Below are 19,192 nucleotides of genomic sequence, written 5' to 3' on the forward strand. Positions count from 1 at the left end.
AACAGAATGGCAGCAGTTCAGAGACCGTGTGTGAGCGCTGGACCGACCCGCGGACTTCTGCTCCTCGGAGGCACGTCGATTCTCACGGTGATGGCGATCGTGGGAGGCCAGCGGCTGCTACGTCAGCGTCAAGTCCCTGTGACCGCTCGGATGGAGAGCCCGCAGGTGTGGGCGCGGTATCGCTGGTCGATTGACCCGCTGCAGCGCAGGGAAGCGGCCCTGCTCCTGGCCAGTCGCAGTCGGGACTCACCAGAGCGCCAGCGACGTTTGCTCGCTGGCCAGGGATGGGGACCGGCGCCCTTGGCAGCCGTGGCGCTCAAGCAGCAGGCCCTGGCAGCTCAGCGGGTCGGCCGGCCCCTCGAAGCAGAGCAGCGCTGGCAAAGCCTGCTCGGGCGCTTCCCAACCAGCGCCGCCAGCGCCGATGCCCGCTACTACCTCAAGGGCAACAACGCGCAACTGAAACAACAGTTGCTGTCTCAACAGCCTGGCCATCCCGCCACTCTCGCGGCGGCGGCAGAACTCCCCGATGATGCCAACCAGGACACCCTTCAGGCCAGCGCCGTGCACCTGGCACGCTGGGGCCCCCTCTGGCCTGGAGCCGCCAAGCTCATTCGCCGCACCTGTGGGGATATCACCGGCACGGGACTGTCTCAAGAGCAACGGCTCAACCTGGCCTCTGCCCTGGCAGAGCTCGGGGATGGCACAGCCTCGGAGCTCTGCCTTCAGGGCACCCCGCTTCAACCGCCCCAGGCGCTGATCATCGGCCGCACCCTTCTGCGCGGAACCCCAGCCCAGAAACGTCGCGGGGAAGCGATGCTTTTGCAGCTGGCCAACGCCCATCCTCAATCCGAGGAAGCCTTGAAGGCAGCGGCTCTACTGAGTGAGCCGCTGAAGCCGAAGCAGGCGCTGTTGGATGCCTTGCCGCTACCGCTGCAAGAGCGTTCAGCGGATGTGGCCGCAGCCCGCGTACGCCTGAACGGAGACCAAAACGGACTGGAAGTCTTGAAACGATGGCCGGATCACCCCGCGATCTGGCAGCTGCAATGGGATCTGGCCCGTGACGCGTTCCTGGGGGGCCAGTGGGACCAGGCCCTCAGCATTCTGAAGACCATCCCCGGGAACAAACTGCCGGATCCCCTGGCCACAAGGCAGCAGTTCTGGATCGGCTTCAGTTTGGCCAAGCTCGGGAAGCAAGAGCAGGCACAGCGCGTCTGGGAAGCCCTGATCAAGGCCTATCCGCCGGGGTATTACACCTGGCGTGCCGAAGCCCGGCTTGGAGGCGGCGAACTGCCCGCACTGAAGGGGGATGCGGCCGCCACGGCAACCCAGACCATCAATGCCAACAACGACGCCTGGGAGCGCCAGGGCTGGAGCCCTCTGAACAGCGGTGATCGCCTGGTGGATCAACTCTGGCGGCTGGGATTGCGTCAGGAAGCCTGGGACACCTGGCGCACCAGCCACGCCACGGCCAAGCCATCCCCGCAGAGCCAACTCATCGAAGGTCGGCTGCTCCTGGGGGTGCAGGATTACTGGACGGGCCTGAATCGGTTGTGGAGGGCCAACCTTCGGCTTGTCTCTCCCGATCAGGACACACGGCTGCAGCTGCATCAGAGCCAGCATCCCCGCCCGCTTCTGCCTGAGTTCAGCGCAGCAGCGCAGCAGGAAGCGGTACGCCTGGAACTGCTCCTGGCGATCGCCCGTCAGGAATCTCGCTTTTCCCCAGGCGTGCAATCGCCAGTGGGAGCCGTGGGCCTGTTGCAGCTGATGCCGGCCACCGCAGCGGAGATGGAGGGAGCCTCCATCAGTGATGCTGAACTCAGGCAACCCGCACGCAACGCAACCCTGGGAGCGCGCTACCTGGCCTGGCTACTCGAGGAATGGCAGGGAAACCCCTGGCTCACCGTCGCCAGCTATAACGCGGGGCCTGGCGCCGCCGGATCTTGGTTGAGTCAAGAATTCACGCAAGATCCGGAACTTTGGGTTGAACGCATTCCCTATCCGGAAACCAGGCTTTACACAAAAAAAGTGCTGGGCAACCTCTGGGCCTACCTCAGATCGGACTGGGCAAGTCGTGACCAATCCAAATCCCGCTGATCACAATCACTGCCAACCAGAAAGCTGTGATCTGGGGAGCTGGTACCACTCTGATCCTGGTGAGATCCAACCGAGCCAAAAGTGTGGCTGATGCAAGGATCAACACATCGGAAAGCAGGCTAAGGCTCAACATATAAAGGCCCACAGTGATCACCAACGCGAGGGTGACCACCAGGCTGAGTACCCGGCTAGAAGCCATGAGCAAGGACAACTGACGCAGCAACAGATCCGGCATGGTGCAGATCACTACAACAACTAGGGCCTGAATCAGTTCAATCGTCCAGAACATATTGACACTCATCTGATGGGCCTTCGCAAGCCAGGTTTCCTGTATGGCCCAGTGATGACCAAGAAACAGAGAGACACCGAAAAGCACCAAAAGCAGGGGTGCTCTCAAGGGCAACAACAGGAAGCGAAGAAGAGGCATCAACGTGGTGGGTTTCCCTGGATGACAGACACCGGGTGCGATAACCACTCCACTTGAAACGCTAGCAACAGCAGGTGGTTTGTCCTGTCAGGATGGATGTCGAATCCTTCTCAAGGATGACCGGCACACCCGACAGCACAAGCCTTACATCACTGCAGAAAGGCCTTCTGCTCGTCTCGGCCATTGCATTGGCCGTCAGTCTGTTTTTGGTGCGCAATGGCGGGATAGCGGAATCACCCCTCGACCTCCTGGCCCGACGATCTCTGGCCCCGGAAATTGCACTCAGCAATGGACGTCCCACGATCCTGGAGTTTTACGCCGACTGGTGTGAGGTCTGCCAAGAAATGGCTCCCGCCATGATGACGATGGAAGAAGCTCATTCGGAAGAGCTCGACGTGGTGCTGGTGAATATCGACAATCCTCGCTGGCTGGACCTCACGGATCGCTATGACGTGACTGGCATCCCCCAGCTCAACCTCTTCGCTGCCGATGGAGAACTGCGTGGCCGGTCTCTCGGCGGCCGCAGTGAAAGCGAGCTGAATGCGCTGGCTGCTGCGCTTGTCACCAACACCTCGTTGCCCACATTGACCGGGGTAGGCAGCGCAAGTCCATTACCAGAGCCGACCATGCTGGAAACTGCGGCCGGTCCACGCAGCCATTCCTAGACAGACCGGTCATGATCTGACAACGCTTGTTCTCCGACCTGACGTGACCATGGATTCCCGCTTTCGGGTCGACCTGATCGCTGCAACCCCTAACCCGCAGCAATGCGTATATGCCGGCATGCATCAGGACTACAGCGAAGGTTTCGTAGCCGCCGACCGCGACGATTGGCCCGATGAAACCCGTGCCGGCAAAATCTGTGTGAAGCGCTTGCTCTCAGGCGAGCGAGGCCACTACGGCCCGCTTGAACATGCCCAGATCGTTCTGAATGTGGGCTGGTTCCCTCACTCGGTGATGCAGCAAGCTCGCACCCACCGAGTGGGCGTGAGCTTCGATGTCCAGTCGATGCGTTACACAGGCGAGCGGATTGCCCGGGCTGCCGACGGTGAGCTGGATCTAGAGGACGTGTTTTACCTCAGACCAGTTGGAGATTACAGCGATCGTCAGGGCAAGAAATACACTTACAGCCAGGCGCTGCGGTCGCAGGATCTGCAGCTCTGCAAGCAAGCTTCAGAGCGCTATCGGGATCTACTGCGAGCCGGTTTCGCAGAGGAACATGCCCGCGGGATTCTTCCCTTTGATTACCGACAGCACTTCGTGGTGAGCTTCAGTCTTCGGGCGTTCCTGCACTTCATGGATTTGCGCGCCAAGCTCGATGCACAGAAGGAAATCCGCGAGCTCTGTGACCTCATGTGGCCACACCTCCAGGATTGGGCGCCTGAATTCGCAGCCTGGTATGAAAAAAGCCGGCTTCATAAAGCAAGACTGGCGCCCTGAGGTCAGGCCCCCACAAGCGTTCAAACCTTGGCGAGGGTAACCCGCTCAGGCTGGTGCTGATATTTGCCCTGGCGATCGCTGTAAGTGGTGTCGCATGGGTCACCTTCAAAAAACAACAACTGACAGATGCCTTCATTGGCATAAATACGGCAATCAGCACCTGAGCTGTTGCTGAATTCAAGAGTGAGATGACCTTCCCAGCTAGCTTCCGCGGGCGTGGTGTTCACAATGATACCGAGGCGGGCATAGGTGCTCTTGCCCAGGCAGATCACCGTGATGTTGGGCGGCACCTTCATTTTTTCAAGGGCAACGCCAAGCCCATAGGAGTGAGCTGGAAGGATGAAATAGTCACCATCTTCATCATGATGGAGCTCGGTGGGCTCCAGGTTGGCTGGATTAAATCGCTTGGGGTTCATCACCGTGCCAGGCACGTGTTTGAAAATCAGAAACTCCTGCGGTGAAAGGCGCAGGTCATAGCCATACGACGAACAACCAAAACTCAACACCGGGCGCAGTTTCTGATCCGGTTCGAGATGACGCACAAGACCCGCTTGAAATGGATCGAGCATCCCTGCAGCAGCTTGCTCGGTGATCCAGCGATCGTTTTTCAGCATCAGAGGCCCCTACGCAATTCCGTGACTTGATCAGCCAAAGCCATCAGCGAGTCCGGGATGGATGGACCCGTGATGATCACATCCATTGACGCGGGACGCTGCTCCAGGCGACACAACACCTCCCGCTCATCGAGGTAGCCGAATGCAATTGCCAGGCCAAGCTCATCCAGCACCAACTGATCGAGGTCCCCGCTGATTAATTGCTTTGCGCAGGCGTTCCAGACCGATTGCACAGCATCAATCACCTCCGGCTCAGCATTGGCCGCAGGTTGGGACAAACACTCAAGAACAGCAGGACGCATCCAGCTGAGACGGTCGCAGAGAGTGACCGCAGCATCAGGCCCCTGCACCACACCACCTTTGAGAAATTGAGCGACCAGCACCCTGCTGCCAAGACCCGCAGCACGCAGTGCTTGGCTCATCACCGTCCCGAAACTCCCTCGATACGGGGCCGTGTGAACCTGAAGCTGGCCCTCCTGAGCCACCAGATGCAGCGGTGGCCTCGGCTCAAAAACCGGCAATCTCCGCAGACCAGCTTGCTCAAGCGTCCGGTGATCCGCACTGCGGACGTCTCGGGATCGATGGCTGGAACTCAAGCTTGTTGTCATCTCGGTCGCTGGCATCAGGGCTGGTGTCCAGACGGCCCAGCAGAATTTGAATCTAGCGCTGCGGATCCGATCCACAAGCCCTTGGACACCACCCATGGTGTCTCAGTCCAACTGCCAGGCTCAATGAAGCCATCGTCGCCAGGCATGAACACCATCTCCCGCAAGGACGGACGTCAAGCGTCCGAACTGAGGCCCTTCGCCGTCGAATGGGATCCCATGGGCTTCGCCCTCAGCTCCGTGATCGTTCGCACCGGCCGAACCGCTGTGCTCTGCAGCGTCTGCCACGAGCAAGGCGTGCCGCGCTGGCGCCGTGACCAGGGCCTCGGCTGGCTGAGCGCGGAATACCGGCTGCTCCCTGGTTCCACCCCCGAACGTCAACGACGGGAATGGCTGAAGCTCTCCGGACGCACCCAGGAGATTCAGCGTTTAATCGGTCGCAGTCTGCGCGCTGCGCTCTCCATGGAGGCGTTGGGCGAGAACACTCTGCTTGTGGACTGCGATGTGATTCAGGCCGATGCAGGCACTCGCACCGCCTCCATCACTGGAGCCTGGCTGGCACTCCATCACGCCTGCGCATCACTGGTGTCACAGGGACTCATCCCGGCCAATCCAGTCAGCGCCCAGGTGGCAGCCGTATCGGTGGGACTACTCCAGGGCGAAGCCCTACTTGATCTGGATTACAGCGAGGACTCTCAGGCGGATGTGGATCTGAATGTGGTGATGAACGCCAGCGGTGAACTTCTTGAACTCCAGGGAACAGCAGAGGGAGCCACCTTCAGCCGGCAGCAGCTGAACCTGCTCCTCGATCGAGCGGAACCTGGGCTCAAGCAGCTGATGCGCGCCCAGAACGAGGCTCTGAGAACGCAGTGATCACTTTGGAATCGTGTGCGTTGCTACAGGGTGAGAGTCAATCGCTCCTTAACTTCCTAAAACCAATGTGCCGGCCATGCCCGAAGTGATCCGCGGCTTTAGCCGCACAGCCTCTCATCAAGGACGCACATCGGAAGTGAGCCTGGCCAACGCGCCCGCACCAACTAGCAAGACTCTGCTTGAAGTCATTCGGGACCTCGAGGGTGCCAACACGGAGCTGATCGAACGCAGCAAAACCATTTTCTTCCCGGGTGATCCCGCCGAACGCGTCTATCTCATTAGGCGCGGTGCCGTGCGCCTCTCTCGCGTCTACGAGTCAGGGGAGGAGATCACCGTGGCTCTGCTGCGAGAGAACAGTCTTTTCGGTGTGCTCTCCCTCCTCACCGGCCATCGTTCCGATCGTTTCTACCACTCAGTGGCCTTCACCAGGGTTGAGATGGTCACAGCTCCCGCCACCTCGGTGCGTAAGGCCATCGAAGCTGACACCTCGGTGGGGCTGCTGCTGCTGCAGGGACTCTCAAGCCGAATTCTTCAGACGGAGACGATGATCGAAACATTGACCCACCGCGACATGTCGTCACGCCTGGTGAGTTTTCTGCTGGTGCTCTGCCGCGATTTCGGCATCCCTGGAAACCAGGGGATCACGATCGATCTGCGGCTGTCGCATCAAGCCATCGCCGAAGCCATTGGATCAACCCGGGTCACCATCACCCGCCTCCTCGGAGACCTTCGCAACTCGGGTCTGGTAGAGATTGACCGCAAAAAAATTACCGTTCTCGATCCCATCGCCCTTGCCAAACGGTTCAGCTGACGCACAGAAGAGTGAGGATGGCGACGTTCGAGCTGCACTGCGTGCAATGAGTTCTCTGTGACTGGCTGGTTGCTTCTGCTGTCGTTGCTTGTCCTCGGTGGCGTGCTCTCGACCTTGGGTGATCGACTCGGCTCCAGAGTCGGCAAGGCTCGTCTGAGCCTCTTCGGCCTGCGCCCCCGTCAGACAGCCGTGGTGATCACAGTGCTCACCGGCAGCCTGATCAGCGTCCTCTCCCTGGGCCTGATGCTGCTCGTCAGTCGGCAGTTGCGCGTCGGCCTCTTCGAACTGAATGACCTTCAGGCCAGGCTGCGCAGCAGCCGGGCGGATCTGAAGACCAGCCGGTCAGCTCAGAAGCAATCCAAACAACAACTGGACAAAGCTCGCAAGGATGAGATCGAGGTGCGCAGACGCCTTGAGGAAGCACGTAAACAAGCCAATGAGCTGAGAGAAACCCTTCAACCCCTGCAGGATCAGACCCGCCGACTCGAAGCAGAACGACAACGACTGAGCCAGGACGTTGGTAAACGCGACGACGAAATCCGCAGAACCGACCGCGAGCTCGCCGCTGTACGAGATCGCATCCGCTCCGGCGAAGCCGAATTGAAACTGCTAGAGGAAAATCTTCTAGCCCTGCGCCGCGGAAACGTCGCGATCAGCAGTGGTCAGCCCTTAGCAACAGCCACACTCAGACTTGAACGCCCTGACCAGGCGCGCCAGGTGATCGATCAGGTGCTGAGAGAGGCCAACCTCCAGGCTTACCAGCAAGTCCTGCCAGGACAGGCTCCCGACAAACAGATCCTGTTGGTGCCTCGTGAAGACATCAACCGCCTGGAACAAGCCATCCGCAAACCAGGAACCTGGGTTGTACTGCTGCGCTCTGCCGCCAACGTGCTTCAAGGTGAAACGGTTGTGTATGCCTTCCCGGAGGTCAGGCCCAACGTCACCATTACCCGCGATGGAGAGGTGCTTGCAAAGACCGCCCTGGCCAGCGAAGAAACATCCGCGGAGGATGTCCGCAACAGGTTGAACCTGCTTCTGGCATCAACCCTGGCAGAAATTCAACGCCGCGGCTCCATCAGCAAGGGACTGCAATTCGACTCCCAGGCACTAAACGAGCTCGGAAAGATGCTGATTGATCGCAGCACCGGACGGGTTGAGCTTGAGGCGGTGGCACTCAGGAACAGCGAGACAGCCGACCCCATTGCGATTCAGCTTCGACTTCAACGCAGCTTCAAACCCACCACTGCGGATGACACACCGTGACTCGCATCGCCGCCCTGGATCCGGGCCGAAGCAAGTGTGGGCTCCTGCTCGTTGACACAGACTTGGGAATCGTCCTCGAAGGACATGTCCTTGAGGGATGCTCTGTCCTGGAGACCCTGGAGCAATGGCGATCCAAGGAACCTCTTGATCGCGTGGTGATGGGCAACGGCACAGCCAGTAGGCACTGGCGCGACCAACTACCGGCGGATCTGCAGCTCACCGTTGTCGACGAACGCGGCACCACCCTGCAGGCCAGGAGTCGATACTGGGAGCTCTGGCCTCCGAAAGGATGGCGGCGACTGCTGCCTGAGGGACTACGCATCCCCCCCTGTGATCTCGATGCTGTTGCCGCTCTGGTGATTCTCGAGACTGCGCTCAACTGCCGTTTCAGCTGGCCTACACCGGAGCCCGTCAGAACTTGGCTCTCACGGTGAAGCTGTAATCCCCTCCAGCCTCGAGCCGATAATCGGATCTCACCAAAAAGCGTTGCAACGCATCCTGGATCAGGGCGCGTCCGAGCGAAGGCTCAACGCTGAGCTCACCGCGCTTGAAAAACCACTGAAACTCCCAGATAAATCCACCGGCCTGAACTTCACCCTGAAGACACTGATCACTAAAACTCTGGTGATGAACCCTCAGATGAGCTGTGGTGGATGGCAGACGTGCCATCAAACCGACTCACTCTGAGCAGGAGCGAGATTCAAAGCATTGATGTGGTTACCAGCCCGTTCCAATCCCTGACGTTGGATGCGTTCCAGCCCGGAGAGAACTTCTTTCAATACCTCGTTCAGCAGAGGCTCCTCCTCACGGCTGAACGCCCCCAACACATGCGACACGGTGCGAGCCCTTCGTTCCTCAGGCGAAAGCCCCGGAGCACCAATCCCGATGCGAAGACGTGCGAAATCCTGGGTGCCGAGATGCTGAATCGTGCTTTTTAATCCGTTGTGACCGCCGGCACTGCCCCGAGCCCGCAAGCGCAGGCGTCCGAGGGGGAGATCCATGTCATCGACCAGAACGATGACTTGTCCCAGGCTCAAACCAAACCAGTCGAGGGTGGCACGGATCGATCGGCCGCTCTCATTCATGAAGGTCTTGGGCATCAACAAGCGCAAACGATCAGGTCCAGCGCCGATATCCGCAAGATCACCTTGGAGCTTGGCCATGGCTCGGAACCGAGCATGTTCCTGAGCAGCAAGCTGCTCTAAAACCATGAATCCCACGTTGTGACGGGTCGAGGCGTAACGGTCACCGGGATTGCCAAGACCTACCACCAATCGGAGGTCGCCGGAGTTGATCACGATCAGTCAGCGCTAGCGCCTTTCGACGGAGGGGTGTCCGTCGTTGGCTCTGAAACCTCAGGAAGAACTTCAGGCTCAGCAATGGCTTTGTTGATTTCCCGCTCGAATTCCTTAGAAGCGGATTGAAACCCCTTCAAAGTCTTCCCCAAGGTGCGGCCGAACTCAGGAAGACGCTTCGGACCGAAGACAAGCAAAGCGACGGCACCAATGACGGCCATCTCAGGAAGGCCAATTCCAAACACGTTCATGAGCCTCGCCCGAGAGTGGGGTGAGCCGGCAAGAGTCAGCCGGCCCCGTTCCAGTTGACGTTGATTCCTTCCAGGATCAGAGACTGGTTGTACAGCTGCAGGATGACGAGAAGGAAGACCAGGAACAGCACCATGAAAATTCCCATCACAGGCGTGGTTCCCCAACCAGGCACAACCTTGCCGTACTCAGAATTAAGGGGACGGAGCAGATCGCCCAGACGAGTGCGTTGAGCCATAACGGCGCTTGGGTCTCGGGTGGAGTTCAGTCCCGATACTCTAGGGGTCCCGGCCCGGAAGAGGCCGATCCTGTCGAGAGATGTGATGGAAAGTTCTTCGCCGGCCCTGTCCGTCGCGATTGCCGTTCTGGCAGCCTTGCTTGGTCTCACTGGTTTCGGGGTCTATACAGCCTTTGGTCCGCCCTCGAAACGCCTCGACGACCCCTTCGACGATCACGAGGACTGACGGACCAACCGAACCTCCCTGAGTTCACCGGGCATCATTTGGATGATGGTCTCTCCCGTAGGCATTGCCCAGCCACCATCGAGGAGCCAACGCAATCGCTGGGCCCCAGGGTTCAGCAGCTGAATCATCAACGCCGAGGCTGCTGAACACGTCGTTCTGTCAGCTGCCATCAAGGGCTTGATGGCCAAGGGGATCAGTCCATCGGGGACAGCGGGAAGTCCCTCCCAGAAGGCCTTCAGGTCCACAGGACCAAGCCACCCCGGTTCTCGGAATCGAATGGCCGCTTGAGGCACACCGTTGCGCATCCATCCCTCCGCCAACGGCATCAATGCAACACGCTGCCGATGCCAACCGGCATCGGCGGAGGGGTCCGGCCAGGTGGGTCCTCTGAGCAGGGACACCCCGAGGTGATCTGGCCCTGCATCAGCGCCCTGAGGTCCATCGAGCAAAATCGCCAGCCCACCTCCTGAAGCGGCAGAGTCGCTAGCCAGCCAGGAGATCACAGGCACCTCCCATCGAGCTTTCTCCATGGGCGTGCGCGGCACAGCAGGTCGCTCGATCACACCACCGCTGGTGTCGGAAGCCCAGCGCACCGCAGGCCTTTCCAAAGGACACTCAAGGCGCAACACCTCATGGGACTGGCGCCACTGAACACTGAGGCGCAGCTCCACATGTGGAGAGTCAGCACAGAGAAGCACATCCATTCGAAGTGCACTGACACCGAACTGGCCGCGAAGTGTCACGCGGGCCATCAAGGGGCCAGAGTCCTGCAGCTCCACCTGCCAACGCTCTGGCATGGGCAACGGATGCTTCCGGTACTCAGCGGCAAGATCCCAGGCATCCCAGAATTCACCGTGATCGCGGTAGCGGTTCAGGCGCAGCGGGGCCGCCAGACAGTCGGCCCCCCCAGCATCCCGCAGACCGATCAGCCCCTGGGGCCCAACGTCGATTGAGAGTCGTGCGTTGGACAGCCTCCAACCTCCGCTTTCAAGGGCTGTCACCCGGACGGGGTCGCGCACAGTTTCGTCGCTCTGGCAAGGCTCGGAACGATGGTCAGAGCGCTCGAGCGGCAGCGCACTCACGCCATCGACCATGGGCAGCTGCACCCAGACGCCGCCGGCAGCTGCCGCCTGCACCGGCAGACGCCGACCGGCACTGGACCATTGCCCTCGCGGAAGCCGTACCAGCGGCGACCAGCGCGGCAAGGGCTGCAGCGCACACCAGGCCCAGCGGCCTGAAGCGAAGCTTTCACCTCCAGGACCTGGACCGTTGCCAGAAAGGAGATGCTTCAGGCCTGCATCACGGGCAGCCGCAGCTGCGCGACGGGCGGCGCGCCACTGCGGTTCGGCTTGATCAAACACCTCTGGGATGGCCGTGCCGGGAAGAATGTCGTGGAACTGATGAAAGAGCAGGACCGACCAGGCCCAGTCCTGCCTCTCCTGGCCTAGCAGTGCTGCCACCAAATCGGCTTCCCGCAGCAGTCGCTCCAGGGTTCGGTTGTGGCGTTTCTGATCGGGGCGCGAGGTTGCACAACCGCGATGCAGCTCGAGATAGAGCTCATCACGCCAGACCGGTAACTCCGTGCGCAGAGGCTCCAGGTGCTGCAGAAAGCCACGCACGGTGCCGCCTTCACGGGCCGGAGACTGTGGATGGTCTTGCCAGAGCTGCAGCTGCTCCAGCATCTCGGCCGTTGGGCCACCACCGTGGTCTCCCACACCGGGAAGCCACAACGCCCGATCGATGCCAGTGCTCTGTTGAAACTTGCGCTGCTCAGCCCCCATCGCCACGGGGTCGGCATCGGTGCCAATCCCAGGAAGCATCAAGGCCAGCACTTCGGCGGAGCCGCGGCCTCGCCAGCGGAACAACCTGTGGGGGAATGGATTGGTGGCGTTCCAAGCCAGTTTGTGGGTGCAGAACCACTGCACGCCGGTGGCGTTGGCGACCGCTGGAAGCCCTGCACCAAAGCCGAAGCTGTCAGGCAGCCAGGCCAGGTCATGCCTCCATTCAGGGAAATGCTGGCGACTGAACTGCTGACCGCAATCGAACTGTCTCCACAGGGAGGCTGTGCTGATCAGAACACAGTCGGTTTCGACCCAGGGACCATTGATGGGCTCCCAGCGCCCCTTGCGACTGGCCTCTTGAATCCGGGCGAACAGCGCAGGCCGATGCTGGGCCATCCAGGCATAGAGAGCCGGAGTGGAATGGGCAAAATGCAGATCCGGCCAGCGCTCCATCAACGCCAAGGCCGAGCGGAACGTCCGCTCGGCCGCCTGCCAGGTGTCGGCCACAGGCCAGAGCCAGGCCAGATCAAGGTGAGCATGGCCAACCCAGTGCAAGACACCGTTCGCGGGGGGCTGGTCGGCCAGATAGGTGCGCACGAGTAGAGCCGCCTCGTCTGAGCTGGGCTCGCAATCGAGCCATGACTCAGGGAATTGCTGATGACTGAGCTGCAGAAGGTCCAGCGCTTCCGGCAGGAGGCAACCGTCAGGGTCCACCTGAGGGTTGCGAGGCTCCTTGATCAAGGTGCTGCTGATCAGAGCGCCATCGTCATGGCATGGGCTGCGGAGCTCAAGCCGAACCCGCAATCCTGAACCGCTACGCCATCGCTTTGGCAGCACCCAGCGGCAGCGGGTCTCGAAGAGATCACCACTGTGGACCAACTCGTCATCAACCCAGACCCGGACCTCATCCGCCCACCAACTGAGCACCAGCCGTTCCTGGCTGTCTTCACTTCGAAGCCAGTGCGACGGCCAGCGAATCACCTGCTCAATCTCCAGCCACACGCCACCTCTGGGCCAGATCAGCAACCCCCGCTCAGCCCAGTCAGGTCGGTGGATTGCCCCCCAGGCTTCCGCCAGCACAGACCGTTGCTCATGGTCACCGCAGCGGTGCCACCCAGACAGGAGATCCAGGCGACTGCGACACCGAAACGTTTCAATCCACGCCAATCGACGGGCCTGCAGAGGGTCCTGCATCGTGAACTCACAACCTTGACCCATAAGATGATGATGCTGTCCCAGACGCCGGTCGGTCCCCATGCTCGCCCTCAAGATTTCCGTTTACTCGGTCGTCTTCTTTTTCCTCGGGATCTTTGTGTTCGGCTTTCTTGCCAGCGATCCCAGCCGCACGCCTAGCCGCAAGGACCTCGAAGACTGATCACGATTGCTCTCTGAACTGATTCAGGTCAGGACCACGCTGACCACTGGTCATTAACAGGTTCACAAAGCTCTCCTCCATGTGAGGATCGCCGCCCAACGCTGATCGGGTTTGAGAGCCTTCCGGGGGCCAATCACCATCACTGGTCTCCTGGCCATCGCATCTGCTTTGTGCGTACCTGTTGGAGCGCAAACACCAGAAGGAGTTGTCAACTCCGGGATGCCTGCCGATTCGGGTTCACTGCCACGGGTGAATGATTCACCGAAAGTTGATTCAGTTCCATTCCCTCCGACCAACGACACGCAGGATCGAGCTTCAGCCAGTCCTCAACCTCCGGCTGAACTTCTGCTGAAGTCCAACAGTCAGGTGTTCGACGCACGTCGAAATCTGTTCATTGCTTCAGGTGATGTTCAAGTCACCCTTAACGGTGGCGTGTTGCAGGCCGATCGGATCGAATTCGACTCTGAGTTCAACACGCTCTTTGCCCGAGGCAGCGTGCGTTTCCGCAAGGGATCTCAGTACTTTCAAGCCAGTACGCTGCGCCTCAGCCTGATCCAAGGCAGTGGAGAGATGGAAGACGTTTATGGCGTCCTCGATCTCGACACAGCAGCGCTTGATCTCAATCCCTTCCCCTCCAAAAGCAATTCCGACCGAGTTCGACCAGGTCAGCCCTCGGATGCGCCAGAACAAACGCTCCCCGTACGGGAGAGCAGTGGCCTGGGATTCCCGACAGCCCTCGACATTGAGCTTGATGCAAATACTTCAGAACGACTGAGTCCGCAAGGAGATAACAGCACCTTCTGGGATCTGGAGCTCCCCCCCTCACCGGAATGGATGGGCCCTGAGGTTTCGGAGCAACAATCTTCCGAAGATCGCCAGGGCATGGCATGTCCAGCGGAACTGCCTCCGATTCCCGACTGGCACCCCCATCCCTGGGCTGTCACCGTCTGGGGTGGACAGATGATCGACGCGAATTTCGGTGACACCTTTATCGCTAAAGGTCGCTTGCGTGCCGAATACCTGCTGGGCGTCAGCATGCAAAAGCGCATCTGGCGCGCAGGGCCCGTGGCCTTCGAGCTGGAAGCCGATCTCTTTGGCCACCAGGCCTACCAACAACAAGGTGGCGCCTTCAACCAGAGCGTCCCCAATGCCAGCACCCCAGATCAAGCCTACCTAGAGGGCATCCTCGGTCTTGGTGTCCGTCTCTGGGTCCAGCCCTGGCTGAGCTTTGGATTCGTCGAGGGCATCAGTTACAACTCCTCCGTCAGCAACTACGAACGCACCTTCCGAGAGAACTTCTCCCAGCTGCTGAACTACCTCGGCTTCGAAGTTGAAGCCGCTGTCTCTCCCCAGCTGTCCATGGTCGGACGCATCCACCACCGATCTGGCGCGTTCGGCACTTATAACGGCGTTAAAGAGGGAAGCAACGCCTACCTACTCGGCGTCCGTTATCGCTGGGGAGAAGACAAACCCGAAGCCCTATCACCTGAGGCACCACCGCCTCTGGGTTGTCCAGACCCTGGACGCATCGCACGCCTCGCGCCCCAGACGATGAGCGAGCAACTCGAAGACATCACACTCGGCAACCCAGTGCGTCAAGCGCAGACGCCATCAGCCAACGCAGCATCCTCCACTGTCCTGTCCCAGACGCAAGACTCCAAGCTTTCTCTGCCTGAACAGGAGCGACTGCGAGCAGAAGCCATCGCTGCCATCGATCAGCGCATCAGCAGCATTCAGCTGCAGCAGCGCCTCGTGATTCAGCGCAGCCGTGGATCCGAAAATCTCCGGAACAACGAAGTTTTGGCCGCCAATCGCTTCGGCGGCGTACGACCTTCCCAGCTCAACACCCAGGGGCAAACCCAGTTCATCACTGGTGAAATCAGCCGTTGGCGCGTTCAGGCCGCCAGGGTCCGAATCACTCCGGATGGGTGGAGTGCCGATCGCATGGGTTTCACCAACGATCCCTATACCCCGGCGCAGACGCGCATCGATGCCGAAAACGTTGTGGCAACGGAAGAGGAAAATGGCGACATCCTGATTAAGAGTGAACGCAATCGCCTGATCGTTGAGGAGCGACTGCCGATTCCCGTATCGCGAACACAGAGAATCCAGAAACAGGAAGAAGTGGAGAATCGCTGGGTTTTCGGTATCGACAACGATGATCGCGATGGATTCTTCATCGGCCGGAATCTGCGGCCAATCGAATTGACCGACGACCTCGTTCTCCAGATTCAGCCGCAGTTCCTACTGCAGCGTGCCATCAATGGTGACAACAACAGCTACGTGGCGCCTGGTGCATCCATCGACAGCGGAGACGTCACCCAAGACAACACCGTCGGCGACCTTTTCGGGGTGGACGCGGAACTCAGTAGTCAGTTCCTGGGGTTAACAACCAACGTAGAAGCCGAAATCAGTACTTTCAATCCAAGCAACTTCCTGAACGGCAGCCGTTTCTCGGGCTCAACCAGGCGCACAGTCACCCTTCCATGGCTCGGAGACGTGAGCGCACGCGTTTTCGGTGCCTATCGCTTCCGAGCATTTAATGGGTCACTGGGAGAAACGGATGTCTACAGCGCCTATGGGGTCCTCGCGGAACAAAAAGGCGATTGGAACTGGGGGAAACTCAAGAACGACTACATCTGGCGCATCGGGGTCGGCAATTACCAAGCTGAAAGTTTCACCAGCACCAACCTGATCGACACCCTGCGGGCCAACTTCTATGGCTCACTGAACAGTCGATACCAACTGTGGCGTGGCAAGCCAGCAGAGCTGACACCGGAAGCGGCCTATCGCTACAGCCCCGTTGCGATTGTTCCTGGGCTGGAGCTGCGGACGAATCTGAACACAGCGCTGGCAGCTTTTGGAGACGGAACGCGCCAGAACACCATCAGCCTTACTGGGGGCCCCACACTTACCCTTGGCAACTTCAGCAAAACATTCCTGGATTACACCCAACTCTCGATCGCTGGTGGAGGCACGTTGAAGCAGGGGTCCAGTCCTTTCGAATTCGACCAAGCGGTTGACTTAGGCACCCTTGGGCTCGGCCTGACACAGCAAATTGCAGGGCCTCTCCTTCTGAATGCAGGTGTAGGCGTGAATATTGATCCAGCATCCGAGTTCTTCGGCAATGTGATCAATTCGAACATCGAGCTGCGCTGGCAGCGAAGGTCCTATGACCTTGGTTTTTACTACAACCCTTATGAGGGCGTCGGTGGATTCCGCTTCCGTCTCAACGACTTCAACTTCACCGGAACTGGCCGACCTTTCATTCCCTATTCGCCAGACCCTCTCCGCAACCCACTCGATAGTCGCCCCTTCTAAGGCGCTTCAGATCTAATCGGGACCGCCGCCATAAATCAGATTGCTCCCTGTGAGATCGGCCCCGGCAAAACGCATGCCGTCCGTTCGCACATTCGGGGCATAAGCATTGATCACCACCGCATCGCGCAGGTCAGCCCGTCGAAGGTCTGTATCTGTGAGGTCTGCATTGCTGAGCCATGCTCCGCGCAGATCAGCTCCATCGAGCTGAGCACCGCTGAGGTCGGCTCCTTCAAGATTGGCCTCCCGAAGATCCACTCCTCGCAGATCGGCATCGCGCAGATCAACACCAATCAGATGCGCCCCCTGAAGGCTTAGCCCACGCAGATCGCATCCAGCACAGGCTCCAAGCTGAAGCAATCGCTCCTGCGGTGTTGCATAGGGAACAACTTCAATGGATTGCGGCGTTCCCGCCTGTAGAGCCATGGGTGCCAGCAGTGCTGTCATCAACATGACTGCCAAGGAATATGACGTCGAATTCACCATGACCTGAGATCATCTGTCTCATTCATAGACAATTCAGCAGGCGGTTGCCGTTCAGAACCCGCGAAGGTAAGGAAGATTATCCATCGTGCGCGTCAGTTCGTCATCTCGGGCCACCAATTGACCTGTGGCATCCCACTGACCACTACGCAGCATGTCGAGAGCACCCGAGGCAACCTGGATCGGCTCGGAGACGGAACCGCCTGAGAACGTAAGACCGTTGAGATCCAGCAGCCAGTTCTCGGAGGGATCAGCAGCCACAGCATCCTGAAGAAGGCTGATCTGTTGCGAGGCGGCCGTGGCACAAGGAATCCCGAGTGCGAGGCAGTTGCCATAAAAGATCTCTGCAAAGCTCACACCCACCAGCGCCCTGATCCCCCAGCGCATCAGCGCCTGGGGAGCATGCTCACGGCTGGACCCGCAGCCGAAATTGTCATTGACCACCAGGATCGAGGCCCCGGCGTGCACGGACTGATCAAAGGGATGGCGACCAGCCAGCTCCTGGCGATCATCCGCAAAGGCCTGTGCTCCGAGAGCCTCGAAACTGACGCATTTGAGGAAGCGGGCCGGAATGATCCGATCGGTGTCGATGTCATCACCGCGCAACACAAGTGCACGCCCCCTCACCATCGGGATCCGGCCTTGCGGGAAAGGAGTGGTCTCAGTCATCGGAAGTCATGCAGTTCAGCTGCCGCACATCACGAACCTGACCGGTGATGGCGGCGGCAGCAACCATCGCGGGACTCATCAGCAGGGTTCGGCCACTGGCCGAACCCTGCCGGCCCTTGAAATTGCGATTGCTTGAGCTGGCGCTGATCTGGCGCCCCTCCAGACGATCAGGATTCATGGCCAGACACATGGAACAGCCAGGTTCGCGCCATTCAAATCCGGCCTCGCGGAACACGGCATCAAGGCCCTCGGCCTCCGCAGCCCGGGCCACTTGTTCCGATCCAGGGACAACAAAAGCCCGAATGCCCGAGGCCACATGACGTCCCTTAGCTACCGCAGCTGCAGCCTGCAGATCACTGAGCCGTCCATTGGTGCAACTGCCGATGAAGCACACATCCACAGGCACCCCTGCGATCGCCTGACCGGGCGCCAGATCCATATAGCGATAAGCCTCCTCCGCGATGGGGCGATCGGCCGGGTCCAGCTGCTCAGGCGTGGGCACCGTCTCATCAACACCGATTCCTTGGCCGGGTGTGATGCCCCAGGTCACCGTGGGAGCGATGGTGGCGGCGTCAAAGCGCACCTCATCATCAAAGCGGGCATCAGCACCGGAGGCCAGAGATCGCCACCAGGTCAGCGCACGGTCCCAGGCCTCTGCCTTAGGCGCCTCAGCACGACCATGAAGGTAGTCGAAAGTGGTCTGATCAGGGTTCACGTACCCGCAGCGCGCACCTCCTTCAATCGCCATGTTGCAGAGGGTCATGCGCTCTTCCATCGACAGCGCCTCGATGGCTGGACCGGCGAATTCATAGGCATATCCCACCCCTGCTTTCACGCCCAGTGAGCGAATCACGTGCAGGATCAAATCCTTGGCGAACACCCCTGGGCTGAGCTTGTTTTCCACCCAGATCCGACGCACCTTGAGCTTGTTCATCGCCAGGCTCTGGCTGGCGAGGACATCGCGCACCTGACTGGTTCCGATCCCGAAGGCGATGGCCCCGAAGGCTCCATGCGTGGACGTGTGCGAGTCACCACAGGCCACCGTCATTCCGGGCTGCGTGAGACCGAGCTCCGGCGCAATCACGTGCACGATTCCCTGGCGACCACTGCCGAGACCATGCAGGGTGATGCCGTGATTGGAACAGTTGCGCTCCAATGTGCTCAGCATCTCCTCTGCGAGTGGATCTGCAAACGGTCTGGCCTGACTGGTGGTTGGAACAATGTGATCCACAGTGGCCACGGTGCGCTGCGGGCAGCGCACAGCAAGTCCCTTGTCTTCGAGGGCCGCAAAAGCCTGAGGACTGGTCACCTCATGAATCAGGTGCAGGCCGATGAACAACTGGGTGGATCCACCAGGAAGATCAGCAACGCGATGCAGATCCCAAACCTTGTCGTAAAGGGTCCCGCTGCTCATTCCAGGTCAGCTGTGAA

21 protein-coding genes are annotated in these 19,192 nt (G+C 59.8%); 10 read left to right on the top strand and 11 right to left on the bottom strand.

Annotated elements, in window-relative coordinates:
* Positions 1-6: 6 nt before the first annotated feature.
* Positions 7-2,094: a transglycosylase SLT domain-containing protein gene (locus tag ACLM45_RS07520; protein WP_415411307.1), complete on the top strand. Its 2,088-nt coding sequence runs from the start codon at positions 7-9 to the stop codon at positions 2,092-2,094.
* Here the strand turns inward: ACLM45_RS07520 and ACLM45_RS07525 are convergent.
* Positions 2,051-2,521 (bottom strand): hypothetical protein, encoded by a 471-nt coding sequence (locus ACLM45_RS07525; RefSeq protein ID WP_006042317.1) that lies wholly within the window; start codon positions 2,519-2,521, stop codon positions 2,051-2,053. The two genes, ACLM45_RS07520 and ACLM45_RS07525, sit on opposite strands and share 44 nt — an antisense overlap.
* Before the next feature lie 116 nt (positions 2,522-2,637).
* Here ACLM45_RS07525 and ACLM45_RS07530 point away from each other — a divergent pair, with 116 nt between their 5' ends.
* On the top strand, positions 2,638-3,186 hold the full coding sequence (locus ACLM45_RS07530; RefSeq protein WP_415411308.1) for a thioredoxin domain-containing protein: 549 nt from the start codon (positions 2,638-2,640) through the stop codon (positions 3,184-3,186).
* Positions 3,187-3,235: 49 nt separating this feature from the next.
* Positions 3,236-3,961 carry an FAD-dependent thymidylate synthase gene (gene thyX, locus ACLM45_RS07535; RefSeq protein ID WP_415411309.1) on the top strand — a complete coding sequence of 242 codons (726 nt, stop codon included), beginning with the start codon at positions 3,236-3,238 and terminating at the stop codon, positions 3,959-3,961.
* Positions 3,962-3,981: 20 nt separating this feature from the next.
* Here thyX and dcd read toward each other — a convergent pair whose 3' ends face one another.
* A complete protein-coding gene (dcd, locus tag ACLM45_RS07540; protein ID WP_006042320.1) occupies positions 3,982-4,575 on the bottom strand; it encodes a dCTP deaminase in 594 nt (197 codons plus the stop codon).
* Positions 4,575-5,183 (bottom strand): cob(I)yrinic acid a,c-diamide adenosyltransferase, encoded by a 609-nt coding sequence (locus ACLM45_RS07545; protein ID WP_038005186.1) that lies wholly within the window; start codon positions 5,181-5,183, stop codon positions 4,575-4,577. Before ACLM45_RS07545 ends, dcd begins: the two co-directional genes overlap by 1 nt.
* Positions 5,184-5,327: 144 nt before the next feature.
* Here ACLM45_RS07545 and rph point away from each other — a divergent pair, with 144 nt between their 5' ends.
* From rph to ACLM45_RS07565, 4 genes are all read left to right on the top strand, one after another.
* Entirely contained in the window at positions 5,328-6,053 is a 726-nt protein-coding gene (gene rph, locus ACLM45_RS07550) for a ribonuclease PH (RefSeq protein WP_415411310.1), read from the top strand.
* Positions 6,054-6,129: 76 nt separating this feature from the next.
* Positions 6,130-6,864 carry a global nitrogen regulator NtcA gene (ntcA, locus tag ACLM45_RS07555; RefSeq protein ID WP_006042323.1) on the top strand — a complete coding sequence of 245 codons (735 nt, stop codon included), beginning with the start codon at positions 6,130-6,132 and terminating at the stop codon, positions 6,862-6,864.
* Positions 6,865-6,921: 57 nt separating this feature from the next.
* On the top strand, positions 6,922-8,127 hold the full coding sequence (locus ACLM45_RS07560) for a DUF3084 domain-containing protein (RefSeq protein WP_415411311.1): 1,206 nt from the start codon (positions 6,922-6,924) through the stop codon (positions 8,125-8,127).
* Positions 8,124-8,561, top strand: coding sequence for a resolvase (locus ACLM45_RS07565; protein ID WP_415411312.1), 438 nt, complete (start codon positions 8,124-8,126; stop codon positions 8,559-8,561). Before ACLM45_RS07560 ends, ACLM45_RS07565 begins: the two co-directional genes overlap by 4 nt.
* Here ACLM45_RS07565 and ACLM45_RS07570 read toward each other — a convergent pair.
* From ACLM45_RS07570 to psbH, 4 genes are read right to left on the bottom strand one after another with little or no spacing between them, the layout of a single operon-like run.
* Positions 8,539-8,796 carry a DUF3146 family protein gene (locus ACLM45_RS07570; protein ID WP_006042327.1) on the bottom strand — a complete coding sequence of 86 codons (258 nt, stop codon included), beginning with the start codon at positions 8,794-8,796 and terminating at the stop codon, positions 8,539-8,541. The two genes, ACLM45_RS07565 and ACLM45_RS07570, sit on opposite strands and share 23 nt — an antisense overlap.
* On the bottom strand, positions 8,796-9,422 hold the full coding sequence (gene pth, locus ACLM45_RS07575; protein ID WP_415411382.1) for an aminoacyl-tRNA hydrolase: 627 nt from the start codon (positions 9,420-9,422) through the stop codon (positions 8,796-8,798). Before pth ends, ACLM45_RS07570 begins: the two co-directional genes overlap by 1 nt.
* A 5-nt stretch (positions 9,423-9,427) precedes the next feature.
* Positions 9,428-9,673 (bottom strand): TatA/E family twin arginine-targeting protein translocase, encoded by a 246-nt coding sequence (locus ACLM45_RS07580; RefSeq protein ID WP_415411313.1) that lies wholly within the window; start codon positions 9,671-9,673, stop codon positions 9,428-9,430.
* Positions 9,674-9,708: 35 nt separating this feature from the next.
* A complete protein-coding gene (psbH, locus tag ACLM45_RS07585) occupies positions 9,709-9,909 on the bottom strand; it encodes a photosystem II reaction center phosphoprotein PsbH (RefSeq protein WP_006042330.1) in 201 nt (66 codons plus the stop codon).
* A gap of 85 nt (positions 9,910-9,994) precedes the next feature.
* Between psbH and psbN the strand changes: the two genes are divergently transcribed.
* Complete coding sequence (gene psbN, locus ACLM45_RS07590) at positions 9,995-10,135, top strand: photosystem II reaction center protein PsbN (protein ID WP_011932239.1); 141 nt, start codon at positions 9,995-9,997, stop codon at positions 10,133-10,135.
* Here psbN and ACLM45_RS07595 read toward each other — a convergent pair.
* A complete protein-coding gene (locus ACLM45_RS07595) occupies positions 10,123-13,110 on the bottom strand; it encodes an alpha-mannosidase (protein ID WP_415411314.1) in 2,988 nt (995 codons plus the stop codon). The two genes, psbN and ACLM45_RS07595, sit on opposite strands and share 13 nt — an antisense overlap.
* Before the next feature lie 61 nt (positions 13,111-13,171).
* Between ACLM45_RS07595 and ACLM45_RS07600 the strand changes: the two genes are divergently transcribed.
* The gene (locus ACLM45_RS07600) at positions 13,172-13,291 is read left to right on the top strand and encodes a photosystem II reaction center protein I (protein WP_006042333.1); all 120 of its coding nucleotides are present in this window, start codon (positions 13,172-13,174) and stop codon (positions 13,289-13,291) included.
* A gap of 111 nt (positions 13,292-13,402) precedes the next feature.
* On the top strand, positions 13,403-16,612 hold the full coding sequence (locus tag ACLM45_RS07605) for a DUF3769 domain-containing protein (RefSeq protein ID WP_415411315.1): 3,210 nt from the start codon (positions 13,403-13,405) through the stop codon (positions 16,610-16,612).
* Between the two features lie 12 nt (positions 16,613-16,624).
* On the opposite strand, the gene ACLM45_RS07610 is transcribed toward ACLM45_RS07605, so the two are convergent.
* The 3 genes from ACLM45_RS07610 to leuC all read right to left on the bottom strand — a co-directional run bounded on the left by ACLM45_RS07610 (position 16,625) and on the right by leuC (position 19,175).
* On the bottom strand, positions 16,625-17,062 hold the full coding sequence (locus tag ACLM45_RS07610) for a pentapeptide repeat-containing protein (RefSeq protein ID WP_415408651.1): 438 nt from the start codon (positions 17,060-17,062) through the stop codon (positions 16,625-16,627).
* An 84-nt stretch (positions 17,063-17,146) separates the two neighbouring features.
* Positions 17,147-17,761, bottom strand: coding sequence for a 3-isopropylmalate dehydratase small subunit (locus tag ACLM45_RS07615; RefSeq protein WP_415408652.1), 615 nt, complete (start codon positions 17,759-17,761; stop codon positions 17,147-17,149).
* Complete coding sequence (gene leuC, locus ACLM45_RS07620) at positions 17,754-19,175, bottom strand: 3-isopropylmalate dehydratase large subunit (RefSeq protein WP_415408653.1); 1,422 nt, start codon at positions 19,173-19,175, stop codon at positions 17,754-17,756. Before leuC ends, ACLM45_RS07615 begins: the two co-directional genes overlap by 8 nt.
* Positions 19,176-19,192: the final 17 nt, after the last annotated feature.

It is taken from the genome of Synechococcus sp. A10-1-5-9, from assembly GCF_047716785.1.
Classification (GTDB): domain Bacteria; phylum Cyanobacteriota; class Cyanobacteriia; order PCC-6307; family Cyanobiaceae; genus Synechococcus_C.